The organism is Streptomyces poriticola (assembly GCF_036689765.1).
Classification (GTDB): domain Bacteria; phylum Actinomycetota; class Actinomycetes; order Streptomycetales; family Streptomycetaceae; genus Streptomyces; species Streptomyces poriticola.
Window position 1 is genome coordinate 321,584 of sequence record NZ_JBAGKH010000001.1, and the last position, 23,652, is coordinate 345,235.

A 23,652-nucleotide genomic window follows, 5' to 3' on the forward strand; every position below is an offset into this window, starting at 1 on the left:
GGGGGAACATGACTACGTGGGCTCTGGTCGTCGAGACGACCGTGGGGTTCCGGGACCGCAAGCACGTGGAGGCGAACGTGGTGGCCCACGTCGAGGGTTCCCGTGCGGAGGCGCTCACGGAGCTGGAGCGGCGGGCACGCAGCTACCAGCCCGAGCACCCCTGGAGCCCCGACCGCCGCCGGCTGCTGCGCACCGGGGACGGCTTCCTGCTGGTCGTCGACGGGGCGATGCAGTCCTTCGCCACCCGGTTCACGGCGGCGGAGCTGCTCCACGACTCCGCCGCCCCGAAGCCCGCGGCGGATCCGCCGGCCGAGCCTGCCCGGCCCTCGAAGGCGGCGGGGAAGCAGGAGAGGAGGCAGGAGGACGAGCGGGCCGAGGTCGAGCGGGATGCGGACGGGGTGCCGGTGAGGCCCGCGTGGCTGGGCCGCCCCGACCTGATGTGAGTGCGCGGTGGGGGCGCTACCGGCTCTCGTGCTTCCGGTACGACGGGTCCAGGTCGCGCACCTCGGCGGAGGCGTGGACGGCGAGGCCCCCGGCGGGAGCGAGGTGCCGGCGCAGCAGCTCCAGGGCGGTCTCGGCGAGCCGCGCCCTGGTCTCCTCGGTGCGGCCCGCGAGCAGCCCGAGGGTGATGTGCACGACGGCGTGTCCCTCGGTGTCCGGCCCGACCGCGGTGTCCTCGCTCCGGCGGAACTGCGTGGTGCACGCCGCCGGCCTGGCCGCCGCGATGTCGACGACGGCGGTGTGCAGGTCCCGGGCGAAGGCGGGCCGGTCGAAGCCGTCAGCGAGCTCGGCGGAGTAGTCGACGGTGATCTGCGGCATGAGCCCTCCTGTTCGTCACTGCTCGTGATCGTTCCCGAACAGCAGGGCTCACCCTAACCGCAGCTCGCGGGCGGTCAGCCCGCCCGGGCGAACACGGCGACCGTCCGGGCCGGGACGGTGAACGTGCCCGAGGCCGACTCGTAGGCCGCCCCCTTCACCACCGCGTCGGCGCCGTCCGCCTGTACCGGGTGCAGCCGGTAGCCGGTGCCGCCGAGCCCGGCGACCCGCTGCTGCTGCCGCTCGGGGGTGGCGTTGAAGACCACGACCAGGTCACCGAGGCGCATGGTGATCACGCCGGGTGTCTCGTCCGTCCCGGACAGCGGGAAGGAGAGCCGGGACTGCACCTGGTCGGCCGTGGTGAGGGAGAACGCGTCCTCCGTCGTGCGGATCCGCAGCAGGTCACGGTAGGCGGCCGACGCGCCCGCGATCTGCGGGCAGCCGACCTGCACCGCACCCAGCAGCGGCTTGGCGTGCGGCCACTTGTCCTGGTTGTCGGCGGCCATCGGCAGCCCCCGGCCGAAGCCGTTGCCGTCGGCGCAGTTCCAGTGGACGGCGTTGAACCAGTCGCCGCTGTCGTAGGAGTTGCGGTCCAGTGACTTGGAGCGCAGCAGGTCGGTGCCGGCCTGGGAGAGCGCCGGGCCCTGGGAGAGTGCTGCCGTCGCCATGGCGAGGACCTGCATGCGCGCCCGGTCGTCCGGGGACGTGTCCTTCGGCAGTTTGAAGGCGAGCGCGTCGAACAGGGTCTCGTTGTCGTGCGCGTCGGCGTAGGCGAGTGCGTCGCCGGGTGCCTCGGCGTAGCCGGCGGGCGAGCCGTTGTAGTCGACGTCGGAGCCCTGGACCTCCTTGCCGCTGGTGTCGGTGAACCGGTAGCCGGCCAGGTTGCCGGAGAGACCGACCTTGATCAGGTCCTGGTGGTGCAGCAGCCGGGCCTTCTGCTCGGCCGGGGTGCCGTTGGCCTCGGAGGTGTTGGGGTCGGTGTAGAGACCGGAGGCGAAGCCCTGGACACCGGGGTCGGCGTCGAAGGGGCCGCCGCCGCGCACCGCGTCGCGGGCCCGGTCGGAGAAGGTGGCGATGCCGGTGCCGGCCATGTGCTTCTGGGTGGCCTGGACGAACCGGGCGTCGTCGGCGACCTCGCCGAAGTTCCAGCCCTCCCCGTACAGGATGATCTTCTTGCCGTCGACCCCGTCCTTCTCGGGCGTCAGCGCGTCGAGGGCCTCGCGGACGGCGGCCATGTTGGCCTTGGGGTGGTGGCCCATCAGGTCGAAGCGGAAGCCGTCGACCTTGTACTGCCTGGCCCAGGTGACCACCGAGTCGACGACCAGCTTGCCCATCATGGCGTTCTCGGGCGCGGTGTTGGCACAGCAGGTGCTGTCGGCCACCGATCCGTCGGCGAGCAGCCGCTGGTAGTAGCCGGGCACGATCCGGTCCAGGACGGAGGTGGCCGCCTGGCCGCTCGCGGCGGTGTGGTTGTAGACCACGTCCATGACGACCCGCAGGCCGTCCTCGTTCAGCGCCTTGACCATCTTGCGGAACTCGACCGTGCGGGCGGTGCCGTCCGGGTCGGTGGCGTAGGAGCCCTCGGGGACCGTGTAGTGGTACGGGTCGTAGCCCCAGTTGTAGGCGTCCTCGGCCGCGATCCCCGCCACGCACTCCTGCTGCCGGTCGGAGTCGGCCGGGTAGGAGCCGAGGTCGCAGTCGACGACGGCCTGGTCGGCCTTCCGCTCCGGGATGGTGGCGATGTCGAAGGCGGGCAGGAGGTGGACGTACGAGGTGCCCGCCTCCGCCAGCTTCCGCAGGTGCTGCGAGCCGTCGCTGTCCTTGTCGGTGAAGGCCAGGTAGGTGCCCCGGTGCTCGGCCGTGCGGTCGGCGACGGAGAAGTCCCGGATGTGCAGTTCCTGGATCTGCGCGTCGTGCAGCGGCACCGCCTCCGGCTTGTCGTACGTCCTCCAGCCGCGCGGGGCGAGGGAGCGGTCGTCCAGGTCGACGACGAGGCTGCGCTCGGAGTCGGTGGTGAGGGCGACCGAGTACGGGTCGGTGACCCGGTTGGTGACGACCTTGCCGGCGGTGGACGCCCACACCTTCACGGCGTACCGGTAGGGCTTGCCCTTCCAGGAGCGCGGTCCGGTGACGGACCAGACGCCGGTGCTGTCGTTCCGCTTCATCCGGACCGTGCGGCCGCCGATCTCCAGGGCCACGCTCTGCGCGGTCGGCGCCCACACGGAGAGCCGGGGCCTGCCGCGGTGGAAGACCGGGCCCAGGCCGGCCTCGGTGGCGGCGGCGTAGAGGTCGTCGAGCGCACCCGCGATCTGCACGCCGGTCGCCGCGAGCACCGCGCCGGTGGCGGCCCGCTGGACGGCCGCGATCTGGCCGCGCAGCGCATCCCGGACCCGGTCGCGGTCGCGCGGGTCGACGGACCAGGCGGTGTGTTCCCTCAGATGCGGGAACCTCGCCTTCTGCGCGTCGGTGAGAGTGGTCGGCGTCAGCCGCAGCCACCTCTCGTCCGCGCCGGTGAGCGTGCCGTCCCGGACGGCGAGGGAGCCGGTGCGGGAGTAGACCAGCTGGGTGGAGGCGGCGCCGTCCGTGCCGTTCCAGGCGACGGTGTCGCGGTCGATCCAGACCGCCTTGGAGGTGGTGAGGTCCAGGGCGGCGGCGGAACCGGCGGGCTGCGGCAGCAGGTACCGCTCCTGCCCGCTCAACAGCCACACCTCGTGGCCGTTCGCCTGCAGGTCCAAGGCCTGGTCGGTGGGCAGGTCCTTCTCGTCGCCCTTGTGGACGATGTAGCTGAGGCTGGTGGCACCCTCGGTGAGCGGCACCTCGAAGACCGCGCCATAGGAGTCGGTCTTCACGGGCAGCAGCGGCTTCGCCCAGTCGGTGGGGTTCGCGGCGCCGGACCAGACGTGCAGTCCCCAGCCGTCGTAGTTCCCGTCGGGGCGGTGGTAGTGCAGCACCGCCTTGCCGGTGTCCTGCGGCGGATGGGCGGGCCGCTCGGTGAGCACCGGCTCCTTGCCCTGCTCGACCCACACCTCGCCGGTCTGTGTCACGTCGATGGTGCGGTCGGCGGCGACGTCCTTGTTGCCGTCCTTGTCGATCACCAGGAAGCCGACGTCGGAGGCACCGGGCTCGAGCCTGACGTAGGCGAAGGCGCCGTAGGCGTCCCGGCCGGTGAAGGGGTGGCTGTCCGGCCAGGTGGTCTGCTCGCCGTCGGCGAGGTCCCCCCAGGCGTACAGGCCCCAGTCGTCGTAGTTCCCGTCGGCGCGCTGGTAGTGGACGATCGCGTAGTCGCGGGAGGAGGCGGAGGGGGGTTCGGGGGCGGGCGGGGTGCCGGTGACGGAGGCCGCGGTGGCGCTCGCCGTACGCCCTGCCGAGTCGACGACGACGGCCTTGTAACGCAGGGCGGTGCCGGGCGCGGTGCCGGCGGGGACGGTGTGGGTGACCTTGTAGGGGGCGTGGTCGGCGGAGCCCAGGGTGCGCCACTTGCCGTTGCCGGTCTGGGCGGCGAAGACGACGCGGTTGAGCCGTCCGCCGTCGGTGTCGGCGGTGAGCTCGACGGTCCCGGTGGCGCCGGGCTCGGGGGCGGTGAGGGTGAGGGCGGGCTCGGTGGCGGGCTCGGCGAGCCGGGCGGCGGCCCTGAGCACGATCGCGCCGCCCGCCGGGACGGTGACGGTGATCTGCCGGTCGGCGCCGGTGGTCACGGTCGCGTCGGTGCCGTAGATCCCGCGGAAGGCGGTGCGCGCCGCGTCGGTCGCGAAGGTGGCGGTGCGGGCGGCGTCGGCGTTGTTGAAGGCGACCACGTACTGGGTGCCGTCGGTGCCGGTGCGGGTCACGGCGTAGACCCCGGCGCCGTCGGCCGCGTACCGCTCGGTCTGCACCCCGTCGGCGAGGGCGGGGTGGGCCTTGCGGAGCCGGGCGAGGGCGGCGATGGACCGGTAGAGGGGCGCCTTCCTGTCGTAGGCGTCCTCGGCGTGGGTGCGGTCGGTGCCGAGCTGGTCGTCGTCGAGGTAGTCGGCGGTGCGGGACGCGAACATCGGCTGGCGGGCGTCCTTGTCGCCGCCGGAGCCGGTGAAGCCCTGCTCGTCGCCGTAGTAGACGACGGGGTTGCCGCGGTTGAGGAACATCAGCTCGTTGGCGAGCCGGGCCTTCTTCAGCAGCTCGGTGTCGGTGGCGTCCGGGTCGTCCTGCTTCAGGAAGTGCCCGAGGCGGCCCATGTCGTGGTTGCCGAGGAAGGTGACCTGCTCGTAGGCGTTGGCCTTGTCGGTGGTGTACTTCCAGTCGTCACCGAAGACGGACGCGAGGCGCTCGGCGCTGCCGCCCTGGGAGGCGTAGCTGCGGGCGGCGTCCTGGAAGGGGAAGTCGAGCGTGGAGTCCAGGCGGCCCCGGGTGACGTAGGGCGAGGTTACCGAGGTGTCGGCGGAGTAGACCTCGCCGAACATGAAGAAGTCCTCGCGACCGCGTTCGGCGGCGTACCGGTCGAGGGCGGTGGCCCACCGGGTCCAGAACTCCATGTTGACGTGCTTGACCGTGTCGATGCGGAAGCCGTCGATGTCGAAGTCCCGCACCCAGCGCTGGTAGATGCGTTCCATGCCCCGGACGACCTCGGGCCGCTCGGTCCACAGGTCGTCGAGCCCGGAGAAGTCCCCGTACGTGGCCGACTCGCCGGCCCAGGTGGAGTCGCCCCGGTTGTGGTACATCGACGGGTCGTTGAGCCAGGAGGGCACCTTGAGGTTCTTCTTGGCGTCGGGGACGACGGGGGTGCGGGGGAAGGAACTCTCGTCGACGCGCGGGAAGCGCCTGGGCTCTCCGTCGGCGTAGTCGGCGTCGTCGAAGGGCTCCCCGGTCTTCTTCGTCAGATAAGGGAAGGCGCCCTTGGAGAGGTAGCTGTAGGACTTCTCCTCGTAGTCGATGACGTCGGCGGTGTGGTTGGTGATGACGTCGAAGAAGACCTTCATGCCCTTGGCGTGGGCCTTGTCGACCAGCCGTTCCAGGTCCCCGTTGGTGCCGAAGTGCGGGTCGACCTGGGTGAAGTCGGTGATCCAGTAGCCGTGGTAGCCGGCCGAGGCGTCGGCCCCGGTCCCCTGCACGGGCTGGTTCTTGAAGATCGGGGCCATCCAGATGGCGGTGGTGCCGAGGTCCTTGATGTAGTCGAGCCGCTCGGTCAGGCCCTTCAGGTCCCCGCCCTGGTAGAAGCCCTTGTCGGTGGGGTCGTGGCCGGTGCTGAGCCGGGAGCCGGTGAGGCCGCCGCGGTCGTTGCGCGGGTCGCCGTTGGCGAAACGGTCCGGCAGGACGAAGTAGAACTGCTCGCGGGTCAGCTCGTGCCGCGCGGCGGTCCTGGCCAGCTTCCCGTCCGGAGGGGGCGGCGGCGGGGCGGCCGCCTGTGCGCCGACGGGCTGGAGGAGTGTCGCCGCGAGGGCGGCGACGGTGAGGGCCGCGACCCGTGGTGCGGCGGAGGTGCGGCGCGTCCCGCGCGCCGGCCGTCTCGGTGTCACCGGTGTGAACTCCTTGCGATTGCGGCTCGTTCGGGTCCGACCCCGGCGTGACGGTAGCGGTGGCGCAAGTCTTGCGGCAAGGGTCGTGAAAGCAACGGCAAGGATTTTCACGACCCTTGCCCGGGGCGGCTCAGCAGGAACGCTCGTCCACGTGCAGCGCGAGGGCGGTGTTGCTGCCGAGCACCGCGGTGACCTGCCCGGATCCGTCGACGGTCACGGGCGTGCCGTTCTGCACGTTGCAGTACGTACCGGCGGGCAGCGAGGTCTGGTAGGTGCGGGTGAGGGAGGAGGACTCGTGGTTGATCGCCACGAAGCCCTTGTCGCCGCGGCCGAAAGCGATCGCGTCGTTCCCGTTGTCCCACCAGTCCGTGACGGCCTCACCGCGCGTGGCGTTGCGGAAGCCCACCATGGACTCGATCTCGGGCCAGGCGTGCTGGCACTTCCAGCCGTCCTGCCAGCAGGCGTTCACCTGCCCGCCGTTCGGCGGCCCGGCGTCGTGGTCGGACCATTCGTAGCCGGAGTTGATGTCGGGGGCACCGTAGGGCCAGGCCAGCATGAAGACGTTGGCCAGGGTGTAGACGGCGTGGTCCTTGTAGCCGAGGGTGGATCCGTTGCGCTCGGTGTCGTGGTTGTCGACGAAGACGCCGGCGACGGAGCTGCTCATATAGCCCCAGCCCTCGCCGTAGTTCTTCAGGTAGGCGAGCTTCTCGTCGTTGAGGACCCGCTTGAGGTCGTACCCGTACCGGAACTCCTGGACGTCGCCGTTTCCGGTGTACTCGCCGGGCTGGACGGCCTCCCCGGCCCCGTGGATGACCTCCTGCTTCCAGTAGACGGAGGGGTTGGTGAGGCGGGACTTGATGGCGGCGAGGTCACCGGACGGCATGTGCTTGGCCGCGTCGATGCGGAAGCCGTCGACGCCGAGGGAGAGCAGGTCGTTCAGGTAACCGGCGAGGGCGGAGCGGACGTACTCCTCGCCGGTGTCGAGGTCGGCGAGGCCGACGAGTTCGCAGTGCTGGACGTGGTAGCGGTCCTGGTAGTTGCCGATCTCGGAGCGGCAGTCGTCGAAGTCGTGGGAGGAGTACAGGCCCGGGTAGTCGTACTTCGTGTACGACGATCCGCCGGTGCCGGTGCCGTCGCCCGCGGACATGTGGTTGACCACGGCGTCGACGACCACTTTCACACCGGCGGCGTGGCAGGTGTTCACCATGTCCCGGAAGGCGGCGCGGTCGCCGAGACGGCCGGCGATCCGGTAGCTGACGGGCTGGTAGGAGGTCCACCACTGCCCGCCCTGTATGTGCTCGGCGGGCGGGGAGACCTGCACGTAGCCGTAGCCGGCGGGGCCGAGGGCGGTGGTGCACTCCCGGGCGACCGAGGCGAAGTTCCACTCGAAGAGTACGGCGGTGACGTCCCTGTCGCCGGGTGGGGACGCCTGGGCATCGGACGTCGGGGCCATGACAAGGGTGGCCGCGGCGAGGGCGGCGGCCCCGGAGAGGGTTCTGCGTGCCATGTGGGGGTCCTTCTTCGCTGAAGGGTCTTTCTGCAAGATTGCTGAAACCTTGCGGTGACGCAGATGTTAAACGCTCATCAACTGAAAGGGGAGCGGTCGGGGCGAAGTTGCGGGAGCGGAGTCGGCCGACGCACCTCTCGGCACGGCGCCCTCCGGCGCCTACGATCGGCCCCGTTCCCGTCCGACCGACGCCAGGAGGGCCCGGTGGAGCCGACCCCCGCCACTGCACCGCACCGGATGGATCCCTCCGGAGGCTGCCCGCATGCCGACAACGCCCGGTTACTGGCCCGCGGAGCGGTCGCCCCGGTCGTCCTGCCGGGCGGCATCGAGGGCATGGCCGTGCTCGGGCACGAGGCGCTCCGGGAGTTCCTCCAGCACCCCGACGTCGCGAAGAACGCCCGCCACTTCACGGCCCTGCGGGAAGGACGGGTCGGCCCGGGGTGGCCGCTGCTGACCTTCGCCACCGTGCAGGGCATGACCACCGCCGACGGGGACGACCACCGCAGGCTGCGCTCGCTGGTCAGCCGGGCGTTCACACCCCGCCGGGTGGACGGACTGCGCCCCCGGGTGGAGGAGTTGACGGACTCCCTGCTCGACGGTCTCGCCCGGGCGGCGGAGGCGGGCGGCGGGATCGCCGACCTGCGGAAGCACTTCGCACTGCCGCTGCCGATGGGCGTCATCTGCGAACTCCTCGGCGTGGCGGCCGAGTTCCGCGACCGGCTGCATCACCTGTCCAACCAGGTCGTGGCCACGGACATCGGACCGGAGGAGGCGGTGGCCGCCAACCGCGAGCTCGTCGCCGTACTGGCCGAGGTCGCCGCCGTCCGGGCCGCGCATCCCGGTGACGACCTCACCAGCGCCCTGATCGCCGCCCGGGACGAGGACGGCGACCGGCTCAGCGAGCAGGAGCTCATCGGCACCCTGGTGCTGATGATCATCGCCGGTCACGAGACCACGCTCAACCTGATCACCAACGCCGTACGCGCCCTGTGCGGCCACCGCGACCAGCTGGACCTGGTGCGCTCGGGCGGGGCGACCTGGGCCGACGTGGCCGAGGAGACGCTGCGCTGGGACGCGCCGGTCAGCTACTTCCCGTTCCGCTACCCCGTGCGGGACCTCGCCCTGGACGGCACCCTCATACCGGCGGGCACCGCCGTGCTCGCCGGGTACTCCGCCGCCGGCCGCGACCCGCAGGCACACGGCCCGGACGCCGGACGCTTCGACGTCACCCGCCCCGCCCGCGCGGACGCCGTACGCCATCTCTCCCTGGGCCACGGCGCGCACTACTGCCTGGGCGCCCCGCTCGCCCGCCTGGAGACGACCATCGCCCTGGAGCGGCTGTTCACCCGCTTCCCCGCACTCGACATCGCGGAACCCGAGGACCGGCTCGCACGCCACTCCAGCTTCGTCGGCAACAGCGTGCGCGCGCTTCCCGTACGCCTGGGCGGCTGACCCGCCGGGCGGGCTCGGCCCGTGATCCGGCACGCGGCCCCGGGCTGTGCTAATGTTTCCACGTTGCAGTTGTGGTACCCATGAACCTATGTGCGCCTGACGGGAATGTTTCTCCTTCGGGCGCATTATTTGTTTTCCGGCATCTCCGGATGGGGCCTCTGCCTACAGAAGGAGAAAATCATGGCACAGGGAACCGTCAAGTGGTTCAACGCCGAAAAGGGTTTCGGCTTCATCCAGCAGGACGGCGGCGGCCCGGACGTCTTCGCCCACTACTCGAACATCGCGACCCAGGGCTTCCGTGAGCTCCAGGAGGGCCAGCGGGTCACCTTCGACGTCACGCAGGGCCAGAAGGGCCCGCAGGCGGAGAACATCGTCCCCGCCTGATCGCCGGACGCGTATCCACTCACCGGGGTCCGCACCGTCACGGGTGCGGACCCCGGTTTGTGCTGTTTCCAGGAAGGCAGACACCTGCATGGCCCGTAGGCCCCAGAAGCCGAACCGGCGCGCCTCGTCGCCCCGACCGTCCGCGTCGACGCCGAGAGAATTCCGGCTGCCGGAGAGCTCGACACCCGCGCTTCCCCCCGTCGAGGACTTCGCCGGTCTGGACATGCCCGCGGGGCTGCTGCAGACCCTCACCGCACAGGGTGTGACCACGCCGTTCCCCATCCAGGCCGCCACGCTCCCCAACTCGATCGCCGGGCGTGACCTGCTCGGACGCGGACGCACCGGATCCGGCAAGACCCTGGCGTTCGGGCTGGCGCTGCTGGCCCGCACGGCAGGGCTGCGCGCGGAGCCCAAGGCGCCCCTCGCCCTCGTGCTGGTGCCCACCCGGGAACTCGCCCAGCAGGTCACGGACGCGCTGACGCCCTACGCGGCGGCGGTGAACCTCCGGCTGGCCACCGTGGTCGGCGGGCTGTCCATCACCAAGCAGGCCGGCGCGCTCCGGCGCGGCGCGGAGGTGGTCGTGGCGAGTCCCGGCAGGCTCAACGACCTCGTGGAACGCGGGGACTGCGTGCTCGACCAGGTACGCATCACGGTGCTGGACGAAGCCGACCAGATGACCGACATGGGATTCCTGCCGCAGATCACCAAGCTGATCGAGAAGGTGCGTCCGGACGGACAGCGGCTGCTCTTCTCGGCCACCCTGGACCGCAACATCGACCGCCTGGTGCAGCGCTTCCTCACCGACCCCGTGGTGCACTCCGTGGACCCGTCCGCGGGGGCGGTGACCACCATGGAGCACCACGTGCTCCACATCCAGGACGAGACCGACAAGAAGGCCGTCACCACGCGTATCGCGGCCCGGGACGGCCGGGTCATCCTCTTCCTGGACACCAAGAGGTCCGCCGACCGGCTCGCCAAGCGGCTCCTGGCCGTCGGCGTGCGCGCGGCGGCCCTGCACGGAGGCCGCTCCCAGCCGCAGCGGAACCGCACCCTGGAGCAGTTCCGGAACGGGCAGGTCACCGCGCTGGTGGCGACGAACGTCGCGGCCCGGGGCATACACATCGACGATCTCGACCTCGTCGTCAACGTCGATCCCCCCACCGACCACAAGGACTACCTCCACCGGGGCGGCCGGACGGCCCGCGCCGGCGGCTCCGGCAGTGTGGTCACGCTGGTCCTGCCCGACCAGAAACGGGACGTCACCCGGCTCATGTCGGACGCGGGCATCCGCCCCCGCACGGCCCGGGTCACGTCGGGCGACGCGGAACTGGCCACCCTCACCGGCGCCCGCGAGCCCTCCGGCATCGCCGTCACCATCGAGGTCCCCCAGCAGGCGGCCCCGGCCTCGTCCCGCCCGGAGCGGAGGACCGGTACGAGAACCGGCACCAAGCCGGGCCCCGGGAACGGCACCAAGCCAGGCGGCCGATCCGGCCGTCGGCGCCGGAACGGCGGCGGGGCCACGGCGACGGCAGGGGCTGCCGCTGCCGGGGGCGAGTCGGCCCGCCGGGCACGCTCCGGCGCGGCCCCGGGCGGTGCGGGTGGGTCCGGCGGAGCGGGCGGCCCCCGATCCGACCGCACGGCCGCGGCCGGTTCGGTGAACGGCGCCGGCGGGACCGGCCGCCGGGGCTCCGGCCGCCGAGGCGGCCGCCGCACCCCCGCCTCCTAGCCGCACGCGGCCACGCCGGCCGTGGAGACGGGTTGCGTGGCCGTTCGTCGCGGGCGTGCTGGGCCGGCCCCTACTCGGCCTCGAGCTGGTGGTCGGCCCGGACGTAGCTCTCGGGCAGCAGGTCCGCGATGGGGACGGCGCGGGTGCGGTCGCCGTTGCCGACGACGACCCCGAGGTCGGGGAAGTAGTCGAGGAGGGCCTGACGGCAGCGGCCGCACGGCGGAACCACCCCGCGGTCGCGGTCGCCCACGGCGACGATCGTGTCCAGCTCGTAGACGCCCTGGGCCGCCGCCGCGCCGATGAGGACCAGCTCGGCGCAGGGACCGCCGGTGAAGTGGTACGCGTTCACCGCGGTGACGATCCGGCCGTCCCGCGCGCGGGCCGCCGCCGCGACGGTGTGGTTGTCACCCCGGCAGCGAGTGCGCGCCACGTCGGCCGCGGCCCGGACGAGGTCGTGGTCGACCGGGCGGGTCGGCGTGGTCATCTCTTCTCCGCCTTCGTCGGGCCTCCGCACGTTGCGGCGAGGCCTGCGGTACTCCCTGCGCGCGAGTCCTTCCGCTCCGCCAGCATGAACAGGGCGGCAGCGGCGCCGATGAAACCGAAGCCGACGCTCGTACAGGCCATGACCGTCCCGTAGGAGGCGTCGGCTATCCGCGGGACGGCGTTCACCAGGGTGAGGGCGTAGCAGCACAGGAAACCGCAGGCACGGAGCCGCATCCCGGCCTGCCGCCGGTTCCGCGACCACCGCGGTGACCATCCGGCCAGTACCGCCGCAGACACCGGCACAACGAGCACGGTCGCCACGGCCAGCGCCGTCCAGTGGTACAGCGGGTTGCCGTTCACCCAGGCCCCCTTTCCCAGGGGGCGCAATCCTAGAGGATGATCACACCGACCACAGGCGGCAGGTCAGGCCACGGGTTCGTACCCGGTGCTGACGCCCACCGGGGGACGTCGTGTCCCCGGGAGGGTGCCGAGTGTTCCTTACGGCCGGTCGACTCGGTGGAGCTGGGGAGCGTGAGAAACAGGCACACCTGGTGCACACATGCCGGCGGATACGAAGGCGGGAAGGACTGGTGTTCCGGTGTGCGGCGACGCGTGATCCCTGTGGGGCAGGTTCGGTGGTCTGCTGCGGTGCTGGGTCCCCGCGCGCGAGGAGGAGTCGGGAAAGAACTCCGGCCCGGACGGCAGTTGGCGGTCTCACGGCTGCCGTGCCGAGGCCGGAGCGGCGGGCACCCGGTGCGCCCGCACCGGATCGAGCAGAGCCGTCGTGGGCGAATGGGCCGAAGGGCCCGCCCCTCCCCTGCCGGGGGGAGCGGCGGGCCCAGGGGCCGGTGTCAGCCCGTCGTCCACCACACCGTCGTGTCGGCCGGCAGCTTCGCCTCGCCGTCGGACTCCGTCACCTCGCCGCTGGAGAGCAGCATCCGGCCGTAGGCGGGCAGCGCGACCGACTCGGCGGTGGTGTTGGCGACGCAGACGAACTCCCCGCGGCGGAGGGCGAGGACGCCCTCGGGGGCGCGCAGCCACTCCACCGCGTCGCCCGCGCCGAGGTCGGGCTGGGTGCGGCGGATCGCCAGGGCGGCGCGGTACAGCTCCAGGGTGGAGCCGGGGACGCCGGTCTGGGCCTCGACGCTCAGTTCGCCCCAGCTGTCCGGCTGGGGGAGCCAGCTGCCGCCGTCCCCGAAGCCGTACGACGATCCCGTGCGGGTCCACGGGATCGGCACCCGGCAGCCGTCGCGGAAGCCGTCCTGCCCGGCGCCGCGGAAGTACGCCGGGTCCTGGCGCACCTCGTCCGGGAGGTCGACGACGTCGGGCAGGCCCAGCTCCTCGCCCTGGTAGACGTAGGCCGAGCCGGGCAGGGCCAGCATCAGGAGGGTCGCGGCGCGGGCGCGGCGCAGGCCCAGTGCACGGTCGCCGGCCTGGCGGATCTGGGTGCCGAGGCCGGGCGGGTTGGCGAAGCGGGTGGCGTGCCGGGTGACGTCGTGGTTGGACAGCACCCAGGTCGCGGGGGCCTTGACCGGGCGCATCGCGTCCAGGGTGCGGTCGACGACCTCGCGCAGTTCCTCGGCGTCCCAGTGGGTGCCCAGGTACTGGAAGTTGAACGCCTGGTGCAGTTCGTCCGGGCGGACGTAGTTGGCGGTGCGCTCGATGGTGGGCGTCCATGCCTCGGCCACGAAGATGCGCCCACCCGTCTCCCGTCCCCGCCCTTCTGCGGAAGGCCCTTCGGGCCCCATGGGATCCGAGTACTCGTCGAGGATGAGACGCCACTGGCGGTAGATGTCGTGGACGCCGTCCTGGTCGAAGAACGGCATGACATCGTTGCCCAGCAGCTTGAGCTGTTCGTGGGATCCAAGGTCGGGCAGGCCCTCGGCCTTCACCATGCCGTGGGCGACGTCGATGCGGAAGCCGTCCACGCCCATGTCCAGCCAGAAGCGCAGGATGGAGCGGAACTCGTCGCCGACGGCCGGGTGCTCCCAGTTGAAGTCGGGCTGCTCGGGGGCGAAGAGGTGCAGGTACCACTCCCCCGGTGTGCCGTCGGGCTCGGTGACCCGGGTCCAGGCGGGGCCGCCGAAGATGGACTCCCAGTCGTTGGGCGGCAGCTCGCCGTGGCTGCCCTTGCCGGGGCGGAAGTGGTAGCGCTCGCGCAGCGGGGAGCCGGGGCCCTCGGCGACGGCGCGCCTGAACCACTCGTGCTGGTCGGAGGAGTGGTTGGGGACCAGGTCGACGATGATGCGCAGGCCCAGCCGGTGGGCGTCGCGGATCAGGGCGTCGGCGTCCAGGAGGGTGCCGAACATGGGGTCGACGGCGCGGTAGTCGGCGACGTCGTAGCCGGCGTCGGCCTGCGGGGAGGCGTAGAAGGGGCTGAGCCACACGGCGTCCACGCCGAGGTCGCGCAGGTACGGCAGGCGGGTGCGGACGCCCTCCAGGTCGCCCATGCCGTCGCCGTTGCTGTCGGCGAAGCTGCGTGGGTAGACCTGGTAGATCACCGCGTCGCGCCACCAGTCGCGGCGCCTGGCGACGGTGGCGACGGCGGATGCGGTCGTGGGGGTCGGGGCCGGGGCTGCGGAGTGCTGCTGGCTCATGTCGTCCTTGATGGCTAACGGTGGTCGGATCATGAATCGGGTGATGACTTGGATCATGAATCGGATGGGGCCGGATCACGCCCCCGGTGGGGACCGAGTCCCCCGATCGTGGGCCGGTTCCCCCCGATCGTGGGCCGTGGCGCGGGTGCGGGGCCGGTGAGGACCGGGCGGTCGCGGCGCCGGCGGGGTCGGATGGGCGCCGCGACCGCAACCCGAGCGGCGGGGCCGCGCGGGAGTCTCGAAGGGAGGATCAGCCCTTGGTGCCGCCCGCGGTGAGGCCGGTCACCAGGTTCTTCTGCACCAGGTAGAAGAAGGCGGACACGGGTATCGCGATCAGCACGGCGGTGGCGGCCATCAGGTGGCGCTGGGCGTCGTGCTCGCTGACGAAGCTCTGCAGTCCGACGGCGAAGGTGTACTTGGTGTCGGACAGCATGAACGTGGAGGCGAAGGCGACCTCGCCGAAGGCGGTGATGAAGCTGTAGAAGCCGGCCACCGCCAGGCCCGGCCGGGCCAGCGGCAGGATCAGCCGGAAGAAGGTGCCGAACGGGGACAGGCCGTCGACCCGGCCGGCCTCGTCGATCTCGAACGGAATGGTGTCGAAGTAGCCCTTGAGCAGCCAGGCGCAGTACGGCACCGCGGTCGAGCAGTAGACGAGGATCAGGCCGAGGTAGCTGTCGACGAGCTGCAGCTCGGACAGGATCTGGTACATCGGCACGATGAGCACGGCGATCGGGAACATCTGTGTGACCAGCAGCACCCACATCAGCTTCCGGTAGCCGGGGAAGCGCATCCGGGAGACGGCGTACCCGGTGGTGGCGGCCACCATGACGCCGATGACCGTGGTGCCGAGCGAGACGATCAGCGAGCTCTGCAGCCAGTGGAAGAAGTTGGTCTCCTGCAGGACGAACACGTAGTTGTCGAGGGTCATCTTGCCCCAGATGCGCCCGGGGTGGAGGTAGTCGTCCTTGTCCGGGCCGAGGGACAGATAGACCAGCCAGGCGACGGGGAACAGCGCGATCAGGCTGGCGACGGTGAGGATGCCGTGCGAGGCGAGGGCCGCGAGCGGGCTGTTCTCGCCGCGGCGGCGCACCTTGCGGGGCGCCGCGGCGGGCGCGGGGGCCGGCTCGGCCGGAGCGGTGGCCGTGGTGACGGTGGGGGTGGTCATGGGAGCTCCTGCCTCAGATCGCGAGCTGCTGCTCATTGCGGTTCAGCCAGCGGCGGTAGAACGAGGTGAACACGATCAGGATGGCCAGCAGCAGGATGCCGTAGGCCGCGGACTGTGCGAAGTCGCGCGGCTGCTGTCCGAAGCCGAGGTAGTACGCCCAGGTGACCAGGATCTGCGCGTCCGGGGCGGTGTTGCCGAACAGCAGGAAGATCACGGCGAACTGGTTGAAGGTCCAGATGATGCCGAGCAGGACGACGGTGGAGCTGACCGAGCGCAGTCCGGGCAGGGTGACGTAGCGGAACCGCTGCCAGGCGTTCGCGCCGTCCATCTCGGCGGCCTCGTAGAGCGAGGAGTCGATGGACTGCAGGCCGCCGAGGAGGGAGACCATCATGAACGGCACTCCGCACCAGGTGTTGACCATGATCGCGGCGAACCGCTGCCAGAAGGTGTCCTCCAGCCACGCCGGGGTCGGCAGGTGCAGCGTCTCCAGCGCGCCGTTGATGATGCCGGTGTCGGCGAGCATGAAGCGCCAGCCGAAGACGGTGACGAAGGTGGGCACGGCCCAGGGCAGGATGAGGATCAGCCGGTAGAGGGTGCGTCCGCGCAGCTTCTGGTTGAGCAGCAGGGCGAGGCCCAGGCCGATGGAGTAGTGCAGCGCGACACAGGCCGCCGTCCAGACGATCGTCCAGATGAAGTGGGACCAGAAGCGGTCGTAGGCGGTCTCGCCCCACAGGATGTCGGCGTAGTTGTCCAGGCCGATGAACTTGTAGGTGGCCTCGATCTCGTTGGCGCCGATGGTGCGGGCGGTGTTGAGGCTGGTGGCGTCGGTGAAGGTGAGGTAGAAGCCGTACGCCAGCGGGTACAGCACGAGGACGCCGAGGACGACGGCCACCGGCGCGATCATGGCGTAGGCGTACCAGTGCCGCTGGAACGCCTGCTTCAGGCGCCGGCCGAGGCCGGGCCGCGGGGCGTGGTCACCGCGGCGCTTGCCGGTCGCGCGGTCGATGGCGACTGTCATGGTTCGACAACCTTTGCGAAGGTCGGGAGATCGAGGGGGTCGGCACACGGCCGGCGGCCGCCGGAGACCCCGGGATCCGGGGGTCTCCGGCGGCCACGCGGGCTCACTTGCTGAAGTCCGGCACCAGCTTGGCCATCGCGGTCTCGGCGTCGCCGAGGCCCTTGTCCAGGGACTCCTTGCCGCCGGCGATCTGCGGCAGCTCCTCGTCGAGCGGACCCCACAGGGAGCTGTACTCGGGCAGCGCCGGGCGCGGCTGGGCGGCGGGCAGGACGCCCTGGTAGCCGGCGATACCGGGGTCGGCCTTGACCTGGTCGGTGTAGGCGTCGTCGCGGGTGGGCAGGGTGGAGTTCTTCAGGGCGATGGTCTCCTGGGACTTCGCCGAGGTCATGAACTTCACGAACTTCAGTGCGGCCTTCTGGTGCGCCTCGTCGGAGCCGGCGTACACGGAGAGGTTGTGGCCGCCCGTGGGGGCGCCCGCCTCGCCGGTGGAGCCGGCCGGGACGGTGGCGATGCCGAGGTTGTTCCTGTCCTGGAACGCCGAGCCCTTGTAGAAGTTGGTGATCTCCCAGGGGCCCTGGAGGATCGAGGCGACCTTGCCGCTGACGAACGCCTCCTGGATGTGGGCGTAGGCGTCGGCGGTGGTGTCGGCCTTGTGCAGGCCCTTGCCGTCGAAGAGGTCCAGCCAGGTGCCGTACGCCTTCCTGGCCTCCGCCGAGTTGACGGTGATCTTCTTGGCGTCGGCGTCGACCGTGTCGGTGCCCTCGCCGTACAGGAACGGCTGGGCGTAGTAGGACTGAGTGGAGCCCCAGTAGCCGTCGACGCCGGTCTTGTCCTTGATGGTGGCGGCGGCCTTCTTCAGGTCGTCCCAGGTCTCGGGGGCCTCGACGCCGGCCTCGGCGAAGAGCTCCTTGTTGTAGACGAAGGCGAGGGTGTCGGTGACCAGCGGCACACCGTAGGTCTTGCCCTCGTACTCGGCCTGTTCGACCAGGTTGGGCTGGAACTCGTCCTTCTCGGCGAGGGCCTCGGTGCCGTCCAGCGGCAGGAAGAAGCCCTTCTTGGCGAAGGCGGGCGTCCAGCCGACCTCGGAGCGCAGCACGTCGGGGGCGCCCTTGGAACCGGCGGCGGTGTCGAACTTGTTCTGCGCCTGGTCGAAGGGGACGTTGACGTAGTTGACCTTGATGTCCTCGTTGGCCGCCTCGAACTCCTTGACCAGCGCCTGGTAGGTCGGCGCCTCGTTGGTCGCGTTGGAGGTGTCCCACCAGGTGATGGTGACCGGACCGCCGGACTCGCTGTCGCTGCCGCTGTCCCCGCCGCACGCCGTCGCCGCGAGGGCGAGGGACGCCACGAGCGCGGTGGCCGCTATGCCACGCCGCATGAGTTCTCCTTGAGGGTGAAGGCCCGTGTGGTGCGAGAGGGGTCCCGTCCGCTCCCGCCTGCCGACTGCGCCGTTGCCGCGGCCGGGCGACGGTGACATTAGCTCTGCGTGTCGGCCTTGCGAAAGGCCTTGCAGAAAAAAAATGCAAGCACTGCCGACAGTTACCCCGCCGTGACCCGACCTCGACCGTCGCGAGACCGCCTCACGTCCGCCCCAGGGCTGCGATAGATCGACTTTGAGCCGGTGTTTCCGCGCGCCCGACAGGGAGACGCGCACTTGTGCAAGACTCTGCAAGTACTTGCCACGCCTCTCGCCGACCGGGGTCCCTCCGTTGCGGACGAGGTTGCCGACCACCACATGGGGGATCGCGATGACGCACCAGCCCGCAGCGGGCCGCTCCACGGCACGCACCCGGCGCCCCGTCGGTGTGCAAGGCGTCACGCGGCCGGTACAGTCCACCCCTGTGACCACACGGCTTGCCGACATCGCTGCGCAGGCGGGGGTGAGCGAAGCGACCGTCAGCCGCGTCCTCAACGGGAAGCCGGGCGTCGCCGCCACCACCCGCCAGTCCGTGCTGGCCGCCCTGGACGTGCTGGGCTACGAGCGCCCGGTACGGCTGCGGCAGCGCAGCGAGGGCCTGGTGGGCCTGATCACCCCGGAGCTGGAGAACCCGATATTCCCGGCGCTGGCCCAGGTGATCGGCCAGGCCCTGACCCGCCAGGGCTACACCCCGGTGCTGGCCACCCAGACGCCGGGCGGCTCCACGGAGGACGAGCTGACCGAGATGCTGGTCGACCGCGGGGTCGCCGGGATCATCTACGTCTCGGGACTGCACGCCGACACCACCGCCGACATGCAGCGCTACGAACGGCTGCGCGCCCAGGGCGTGCCGTTCGTGCTCGTCGACGGGTTCTCGCCCAAGGTGCAGGCGCCGTTCATCTCCCCCGACGACCGCGCCGCGATGAACCTCGCGGTGACCCACCTGGCCTCCCTCGGCCACAGCCGCATCGGGCTGGCGCTCGGACCGAAACGGTTCGTCCCGGTGCAGCGGAAGATCGAGGGTTTCGTCCGCACCATGCAGGACCAGCTGGGACTGGACGCGCACACGGTCGAGTCGGAGCTGGTCCAGCACTCCCTCTACACCCTGGAAGGCGGCCAGGCGGCGGCCGTCGCGCTGATCGAGCGGGACTGCACGGCCGTGGTGTGCGCCAGCGACATGATGGCGCTGGGCGCGATACGGGCGGCGCGGCAGCACGGCCTGGGAGTCCCGCGGGACATCTCGGTCGTCGGTTTCGACGACTCCCCGCTGATCGCCTTCACCGATCCGCCGCTGACCACCGTCCGCAAGCCGGTCCCGGCGATGGGGCAGGCGGCGGTGCGCACCCTGCTGGAGGAGATCGGCGGCACCCCCGCCCCGCACAGCGAGTTCGTCTTCATGCCGGAGCTGGTGGTACGCGGCTCCACGGCGTCGGCACCGGGCAACAACGGGCGGCCCTGAACCACCCCGAATCATCCTCAAGTCGGAGGTAGCGGCCTCCCGTCGGCGTAGAACATGCGTGCAGAACCCGACAGGGGGATGATCGGTGGAGGAATGCAAGTCTGGCAGACTCTGTGCCCATGGGTGACACGACCGTGACCACGACGGAAAGCCGCGAAACGGCCGCTTCCTCCTCCGTCGCGGACGAGGTTTCCTCCCCCGTCGCGGACGAGGTTTCCTCCCCCGTCGCGGACGAGGGCCGCTCCCCCGTCGCCGACCGGACGGGGCGGGGTCTCCTGCGCCGGTTGCGCACCCCCCGCAGGCCGCGGTTGTGGTTCGAGATCCTGCTGATCGCGGTCAGTTACTGGACGTACTCGCTGGTCCGCAACGCCGTGCCGGAACAGCGGGCAGAGGCGCTGCGCAACGCCGACTGGATCTGGAAGGTCGAGCACCAACTCGGCATCGCCGTCGAGGAGTCGATCAATCACGCCGTGAACTCGGTGACTTGGCTCATCGTGGGGATGAACTACTACTACGCCACCCTGCACTTCGTCGTCACCCTGGGTGTCCTGGTCTGGCTGTACCGCAGGCATCCCGGCCGCTACGCGGCGACCCGGACGGTGCTGTTCGCGACCACGGGAGTCGCCCTGGTCGGCTACTACCTGTATCCACTGGCCCCGCCCCGCCTGATGAACGGCTCCCTGTTCATCGACACCGTCATGGTCCACCAGACCTGGGGGTCGATGGCGTCCGGCGATCTGAAGAACATGTCCAACCAGTACGCGGCGATGCCGTCGATGCACATCGGCTGGTCGCTGTGGTGCGGCCTGACCATCCTCGCCCTCACCACCGTCCCCTGGGTCCGCGTCCTCGGCATCCTCTACCCGGCGCTCACGCTGGTGGTGATCGTCGCCACCGCCAACCACTTCTGGCTGGACGCGGTGGGCGGACTGATCTGCCTCGGCTTCGGCTACGCGGTGGCCCGTGTCTGGTACGGCGCACAGCCGTACGCCCTGCCGAGGCTGGTCCCGGCCCGAGGCGGCGGCCCCCTGCTGTCCTCGAGAACGTAGCCGGGACCCCGGGACCGCCGAGACCCCGGCCCCCTCACCCTCCGTAGAACAGCTCCTCCACCACGGTCCGGGAGCGGCGGGCGGTGCGCCGGTAACCGTCCAGCATGTCGCCGGCGTGGCCGGGCCCGTAGCCCAGGTAGCGGCCGACCGCGGCCAGCTCGCGGCGCTCCGAGGGGAAGGTGTCCCCGGCCCGGCCCCGGACCAGCATCACCGCATTGCGCACCCGCGTCGCCAGGACCCACGCCTCGTCCAGGATCCCGGCCTGCTCCTCGGTGAGCAGCCCGGCCTCCCGGGCCGCCGCCAGTGCCTCCCGCGTCCGCGTCGTGCGCAGGCCCGCCACCTCGCACCCGTGCTGCAACTGCAGCAGCTGCACCGTCCACTCGACGTCGGAGAGCCCGCCGGGCCCCAGCTTGGCGTGCAGCTTGGGGTCGGCGCCGCGCGGCAGCCGCTCGGACTCCATCCGGGCCTTCAGCCGCCGGATCTCCCGTACGGCGTCGTCGCCGAGCCCGCCCGCGGGGTACCGCAGCGGGTCGACCAGCTCGATGAACCGCCGCCCCAGGTCCGCGTCACCGGCGACCGGCTCGGCCCGCAGCAGGGCGTGCGACTCCCAGGTCAGCGACCAGCGCCGGTAGTACGCCTCGTACGATTTCAGGGTGCGCACCAGCGGCCCGGACTTGCCCTCCGGGCGCAGGTCGGCGTCGATCAGCAGCGGCGGGTCGGCACTGGGCAGCGCGAGCAGCCGCCGCATCTCGGCGACCACCTTGTTCGCGGCCTCGCCGGCCTCCCGTTCGTCCACACCGTCCCGGGGCTCGTGCACGAACAGCACGTCGGCGTCCGAGCCGTAGCCCAGCTCGTGCCCCCCGAACCGCCCCATGCCGATGACCGCGAACCGGGTGGGCAGCACCTCTCCCCAGCCGGCCCGCGTCACGGCCCGCAGTGTCCCGGCGAGCGTCGCGGCCGTGAGGTCGGACACCGCACCGCCCACCCGGTCCACCAGCGCGCCCTGGTCGGCCTCGGCGGGCTGGGCCTCGGTGCCGTAGGAGCCGACGATGTCGGCGGCGGCCGTACGGAACAGCTCCCGCCGCCGCACCCCGCGCGCCGCGGTGACCGCCTGCCCGGCGTCGTCGGCGCGCCGGACCGCCGCGAGGATCTCCTGCTCCAGCTGGACCCGCCCGCGCGGCGCCAGCCCCGCGCCGTCACCGTCCCCGAGCAGCGCCACCGCCTCCGGCGCCCGCATCAGCAGATCGGGCGCGAGCCGCCCGGCGGACAGCACCCGGGCCAGGTTCTCGGCGGCCGCGCCCTCGTCCCGCAGCAGCCGCAGGTACCAGGGCGTCTTGCCCAGCGCGTCCGACACGTTCCGGAAGTTCAGCAGCCCGGCGTCCGGATCGGCCGAGTCCGCGAACCACCCCAGCAGCACCGGCAGCAGCGTCCGCTGGATGGCCGCCTTCCTGGTGACCCCCGACGCCAGCGCCTCCAGATGCCGCAGCGCGGCGGCCGGGTCGGCGTACCCGAGCGCGACCAGCCGCTCCCGCGCCGCCTCCGCACTGAGGCGGGCCTCGCCGGGCGCGAGCTGGGCGACCGCGTCGAGCAGCGGCCGGTAGAACAGCTTCTCGTGCAGCCGCCGTACGACGGAGGCGTGCCGCCGCCACTCCCGCAGCAGCGTGGCGACCGGGTCGGTGCGCAGTCCCAGCGACCGCCCGAGCCGGCGCAGGTCCGCTTCCTCCTCGGGCACCAGATGGGTTCGCCGCAGCCGGTGCAGCTGGATCCGGTGCTCCATGGACCGCAGGAACCGGTACGCCTCGTCGAGCTGGGCGGCGTCCACCCGTCCGACGTATCCGCCCGCGGCCAGCGCGGTCAGCGCGTCCAGCGTCGTCCCGCTGCGCAGCGAGGCGTCGTCCCGCCCGTGCACCAGCTGCAGCAGCTGCACGGCGAACTCGACGTCCCGCAGCCCGCCGGGCCCCAGCTTCAGCTGCCGGTCGACCTCGGCGGGAGGGATGTTCTCGACCACCCGCCGCCGCATCTTCTGCACGTCGGCGACGAAGTTCTCCCGCTCGGCGGCCTGCCACACCAGCGGCTGCAGCGCCTCGACGTACGCGTCCCCCAGCCCGGGATCGCCGGCCACCGGGCGGGCCTTGAGCAGCGCCTGGAACTCCCAGGTCTTCGCCCAGCGCTGGTAGTACGCGAGATGGCTGCTGAGCGTGCGCACCAGCGGACCGTTCCTGCCCTCGGGCCGCAGATTGGCGTCGACCGGCCAGATGGACCCCTCGACGGTGGTCTCGGAGCAGATCCGCATCATGTGGGAGGCCAGGCGGGTGGCGGCGCGCAGCGCCACGGCCTCCTCGGTGCCCTCCACGGCCTCGCCGACGAAGATGACGTCCACGTCTGAGACGTAGTTCAGCTCCTGGCCGCCGCACTTGCCCATGGCGATCACGGCGAGCCGGCACACCTCGGCGTCCTCGGGCGCTCCGGCCTCGGCGAGCCGGAGCGCGGCGCGCAGGGTGGCGGTGGCGAGGTCGGCCAGTTCGGCGGCGGTCTCCGCGACGTCGATCGTGCCGCAGACGTCCCGGGCGGCGATGGACAGCAGACAGCGCCGGTAGCCGACGCGCAGCGACACGGGGTCGGTGACCTCGGCGAGCTGGCGCTCGAACTCCGCCACCCCGCGGTGCAGATCCTGCGGCTCGTAGGTCACGAGCGCCCGCCAGTCGCCCGCGTGCCGGGCGAGGTGGTCGCCAAGCGCGGCGGAGGCGCCGAGCACCCCGAGGAGCCGGTCCCGCAGCGGCTTGGCCGCCGTCACGGTGTCCAGCAGCTCCTGCCGGTCGGTCGGCCCGTCCTGCGCCTCCAGCAGCCGCACCAGCCCGTGCAGGGCGAGATCGGGGTCGGCGGTGCCGCCCAGCGCCTCCAGCAGCACCGGGTCGTCGCGGACGGCGGCCGGCTCCACACCGTCCAGCAGCCGCTCGGCTGCGGAGGGGTCGGTGAAGCCGTGCCGCAGCAGTCGCGTGAAGGTACTGCTTCTGCGCCCCGGCGCCGTCATCCCGGGCCTCCTGTCGGATCAAGGTCGTCCTGGCCAGAGCCTAACGGGCGCGCCCGCGCGGGGCT

Annotated in this window: 16 protein-coding genes; 6 read left to right on the plus strand and 10 right to left on the minus strand. The window is 71.7% G+C overall.

Annotated elements, in window-relative coordinates:
* Positions 1-8: 8 nt before the first annotated feature.
* Positions 9-443 (plus strand): hypothetical protein, encoded by a 435-nt coding sequence (locus V5O46_RS01425; protein WP_332882495.1) that lies wholly within the window; start codon positions 9-11, stop codon positions 441-443.
* Positions 444-459: 16 nt separating this feature from the next.
* Here V5O46_RS01425 and V5O46_RS01430 read toward each other — a convergent pair whose 3' ends face one another.
* The 3 genes from V5O46_RS01430 to V5O46_RS01440 all read right to left on the minus strand — a co-directional run bounded on the left by V5O46_RS01430 (position 460) and on the right by V5O46_RS01440 (position 7,809).
* The gene (locus V5O46_RS01430; RefSeq protein WP_332882496.1) at positions 460-819 is read right to left on the minus strand and encodes a 5-carboxymethyl-2-hydroxymuconate Delta-isomerase; all 360 of its coding nucleotides are present in this window, start codon (positions 817-819) and stop codon (positions 460-462) included.
* A gap of 74 nt (positions 820-893) precedes the next feature.
* Entirely contained in the window at positions 894-6,302 is a 5,409-nt protein-coding gene (pulA, locus tag V5O46_RS01435; RefSeq protein WP_332882497.1) for a pullulanase-type alpha-1,6-glucosidase, read from the minus strand.
* Between the two features lie 130 nt (positions 6,303-6,432).
* Entirely contained in the window at positions 6,433-7,809 is a 1,377-nt protein-coding gene (locus V5O46_RS01440) for an alpha-amylase (RefSeq protein ID WP_332882498.1), read from the minus strand.
* Between the two features lie 237 nt (positions 7,810-8,046).
* Here V5O46_RS01440 and V5O46_RS01445 point away from each other — a divergent pair, with 237 nt between their 5' ends.
* From V5O46_RS01445 to V5O46_RS01455, 3 genes are all read left to right on the plus strand, one after another.
* Positions 8,047-9,261: a cytochrome P450 family protein gene (locus V5O46_RS01445; RefSeq protein WP_332882744.1), complete on the plus strand. Its 1,215-nt coding sequence runs from the start codon at positions 8,047-8,049 to the stop codon at positions 9,259-9,261.
* A gap of 180 nt (positions 9,262-9,441) precedes the next feature.
* A complete protein-coding gene (locus tag V5O46_RS01450; RefSeq protein ID WP_252425628.1) occupies positions 9,442-9,645 on the plus strand; it encodes a cold-shock protein in 204 nt (67 codons plus the stop codon).
* An 88-nt stretch (positions 9,646-9,733) separates the two neighbouring features.
* Positions 9,734-11,371 (plus strand): DEAD/DEAH box helicase, encoded by a 1,638-nt coding sequence (locus V5O46_RS01455; RefSeq protein WP_332882499.1) that lies wholly within the window; start codon positions 9,734-9,736, stop codon positions 11,369-11,371.
* 70 nt (positions 11,372-11,441) lie between these two features.
* Here V5O46_RS01455 and V5O46_RS01460 read toward each other — a convergent pair whose 3' ends face one another.
* The 6 genes from V5O46_RS01460 to V5O46_RS01485 form a co-directional block, all read right to left on the minus strand.
* Positions 11,442-11,855: a cytidine/deoxycytidylate deaminase family protein gene (locus V5O46_RS01460; protein ID WP_332882500.1), complete on the minus strand. Its 414-nt coding sequence runs from the start codon at positions 11,853-11,855 to the stop codon at positions 11,442-11,444.
* Positions 11,852-12,214, minus strand: a complete 363-nt coding sequence (locus V5O46_RS01465) for a hypothetical protein (RefSeq protein WP_332882501.1) — start codon at positions 12,212-12,214, stop codon at positions 11,852-11,854. Before V5O46_RS01465 ends, V5O46_RS01460 begins: the two co-directional genes overlap by 4 nt.
* Before the next feature lie 491 nt (positions 12,215-12,705).
* On the minus strand, positions 12,706-14,451 hold the full coding sequence (locus V5O46_RS01470; protein ID WP_332882502.1) for a glycoside hydrolase family 13 protein: 1,746 nt from the start codon (positions 14,449-14,451) through the stop codon (positions 12,706-12,708).
* A gap of 250 nt (positions 14,452-14,701) precedes the next feature.
* Positions 14,702-15,616, minus strand: a complete 915-nt coding sequence (locus tag V5O46_RS01475) for a sugar ABC transporter permease (protein WP_332882503.1) — start codon at positions 15,614-15,616, stop codon at positions 14,702-14,704.
* A 13-nt stretch (positions 15,617-15,629) separates the two neighbouring features.
* Positions 15,630-16,634, minus strand: a complete 1,005-nt coding sequence (locus V5O46_RS01480) for a carbohydrate ABC transporter permease (RefSeq protein ID WP_332882504.1) — start codon at positions 16,632-16,634, stop codon at positions 15,630-15,632.
* Positions 16,635-16,737: 103 nt separating this feature from the next.
* Positions 16,738-18,009: an extracellular solute-binding protein gene (locus V5O46_RS01485; protein WP_332882505.1), complete on the minus strand. Its 1,272-nt coding sequence runs from the start codon at positions 18,007-18,009 to the stop codon at positions 16,738-16,740.
* 463 nt (positions 18,010-18,472) lie between these two features.
* Between V5O46_RS01485 and V5O46_RS01490 the strand changes: the two genes are divergently transcribed.
* Both V5O46_RS01490 and V5O46_RS01495 read left to right on the plus strand, forming a co-directional pair.
* Complete coding sequence (locus V5O46_RS01490) at positions 18,473-19,507, plus strand: LacI family DNA-binding transcriptional regulator (protein ID WP_332882506.1); 1,035 nt, start codon at positions 18,473-18,475, stop codon at positions 19,505-19,507.
* A 119-nt stretch (positions 19,508-19,626) separates the two neighbouring features.
* Positions 19,627-20,556 carry a phosphatase PAP2 family protein gene (locus V5O46_RS01495; protein WP_332882507.1) on the plus strand — a complete coding sequence of 310 codons (930 nt, stop codon included), beginning with the start codon at positions 19,627-19,629 and terminating at the stop codon, positions 20,554-20,556.
* Between the two features lie 34 nt (positions 20,557-20,590).
* Here the strand turns inward: V5O46_RS01495 and V5O46_RS01500 are convergent, their stop codons facing one another.
* Positions 20,591-23,587 (minus strand): bifunctional [glutamine synthetase] adenylyltransferase/[glutamine synthetase]-adenylyl-L-tyrosine phosphorylase, encoded by a 2,997-nt coding sequence (locus V5O46_RS01500; RefSeq protein ID WP_332882508.1) that lies wholly within the window; start codon positions 23,585-23,587, stop codon positions 20,591-20,593.
* Positions 23,588-23,652 lie beyond the last annotated feature (65 nt).

Excerpts from the sequence above, each read along its gene's own strand:
- V5O46_RS01425 (WP_332882495.1), top strand. The coding sequence starts at position 9 with ATGACTACGTGGGCTCTGGTCGTCGAGACGACCGTGGGGTTCCGGGAC.
- V5O46_RS01430 (WP_332882496.1), bottom strand. The coding sequence starts at position 819 with ATGCCGCAGATCACCGTCGACTACTCCGCCGAGCTCGCTGACGGCTTC.
- V5O46_RS01440 (WP_332882498.1), bottom strand. The coding sequence starts at position 7,809 with ATGGCACGCAGAACCCTCTCCGGGGCCGCCGCCCTCGCCGCGGCCACC.
- V5O46_RS01445 (WP_332882744.1), top strand. The coding sequence starts at position 8,047 with ATGGATCCCTCCGGAGGCTGCCCGCATGCCGACAACGCCCGGTTACTG.
- V5O46_RS01450 (WP_252425628.1), top strand. The coding sequence starts at position 9,442 with ATGGCACAGGGAACCGTCAAGTGGTTCAACGCCGAAAAGGGTTTCGGC.
- V5O46_RS01455 (WP_332882499.1), top strand. The coding sequence starts at position 9,734 with ATGGCCCGTAGGCCCCAGAAGCCGAACCGGCGCGCCTCGTCGCCCCGA.
- V5O46_RS01460 (WP_332882500.1), bottom strand. The coding sequence starts at position 11,855 with ATGACCACGCCGACCCGCCCGGTCGACCACGACCTCGTCCGGGCCGCG.
- V5O46_RS01470 (WP_332882502.1), bottom strand. The coding sequence starts at position 14,451 with ATGAGCCAGCAGCACTCCGCAGCCCCGGCCCCGACCCCCACGACCGCA.
- V5O46_RS01475 (WP_332882503.1), bottom strand. The coding sequence starts at position 15,616 with ATGACCACCCCCACCGTCACCACGGCCACCGCTCCGGCCGAGCCGGCC.
- V5O46_RS01480 (WP_332882504.1), bottom strand. The coding sequence starts at position 16,634 with ATGACAGTCGCCATCGACCGCGCGACCGGCAAGCGCCGCGGTGACCAC.
- V5O46_RS01485 (WP_332882505.1), bottom strand. The coding sequence starts at position 18,009 with ATGCGGCGTGGCATAGCGGCCACCGCGCTCGTGGCGTCCCTCGCCCTC.
- V5O46_RS01495 (WP_332882507.1), top strand. The coding sequence starts at position 19,627 with ATGGGTGACACGACCGTGACCACGACGGAAAGCCGCGAAACGGCCGCT.
- V5O46_RS01500 (WP_332882508.1), bottom strand. The coding sequence starts at position 23,587 with ATGACGGCGCCGGGGCGCAGAAGCAGTACCTTCACGCGACTGCTGCGG.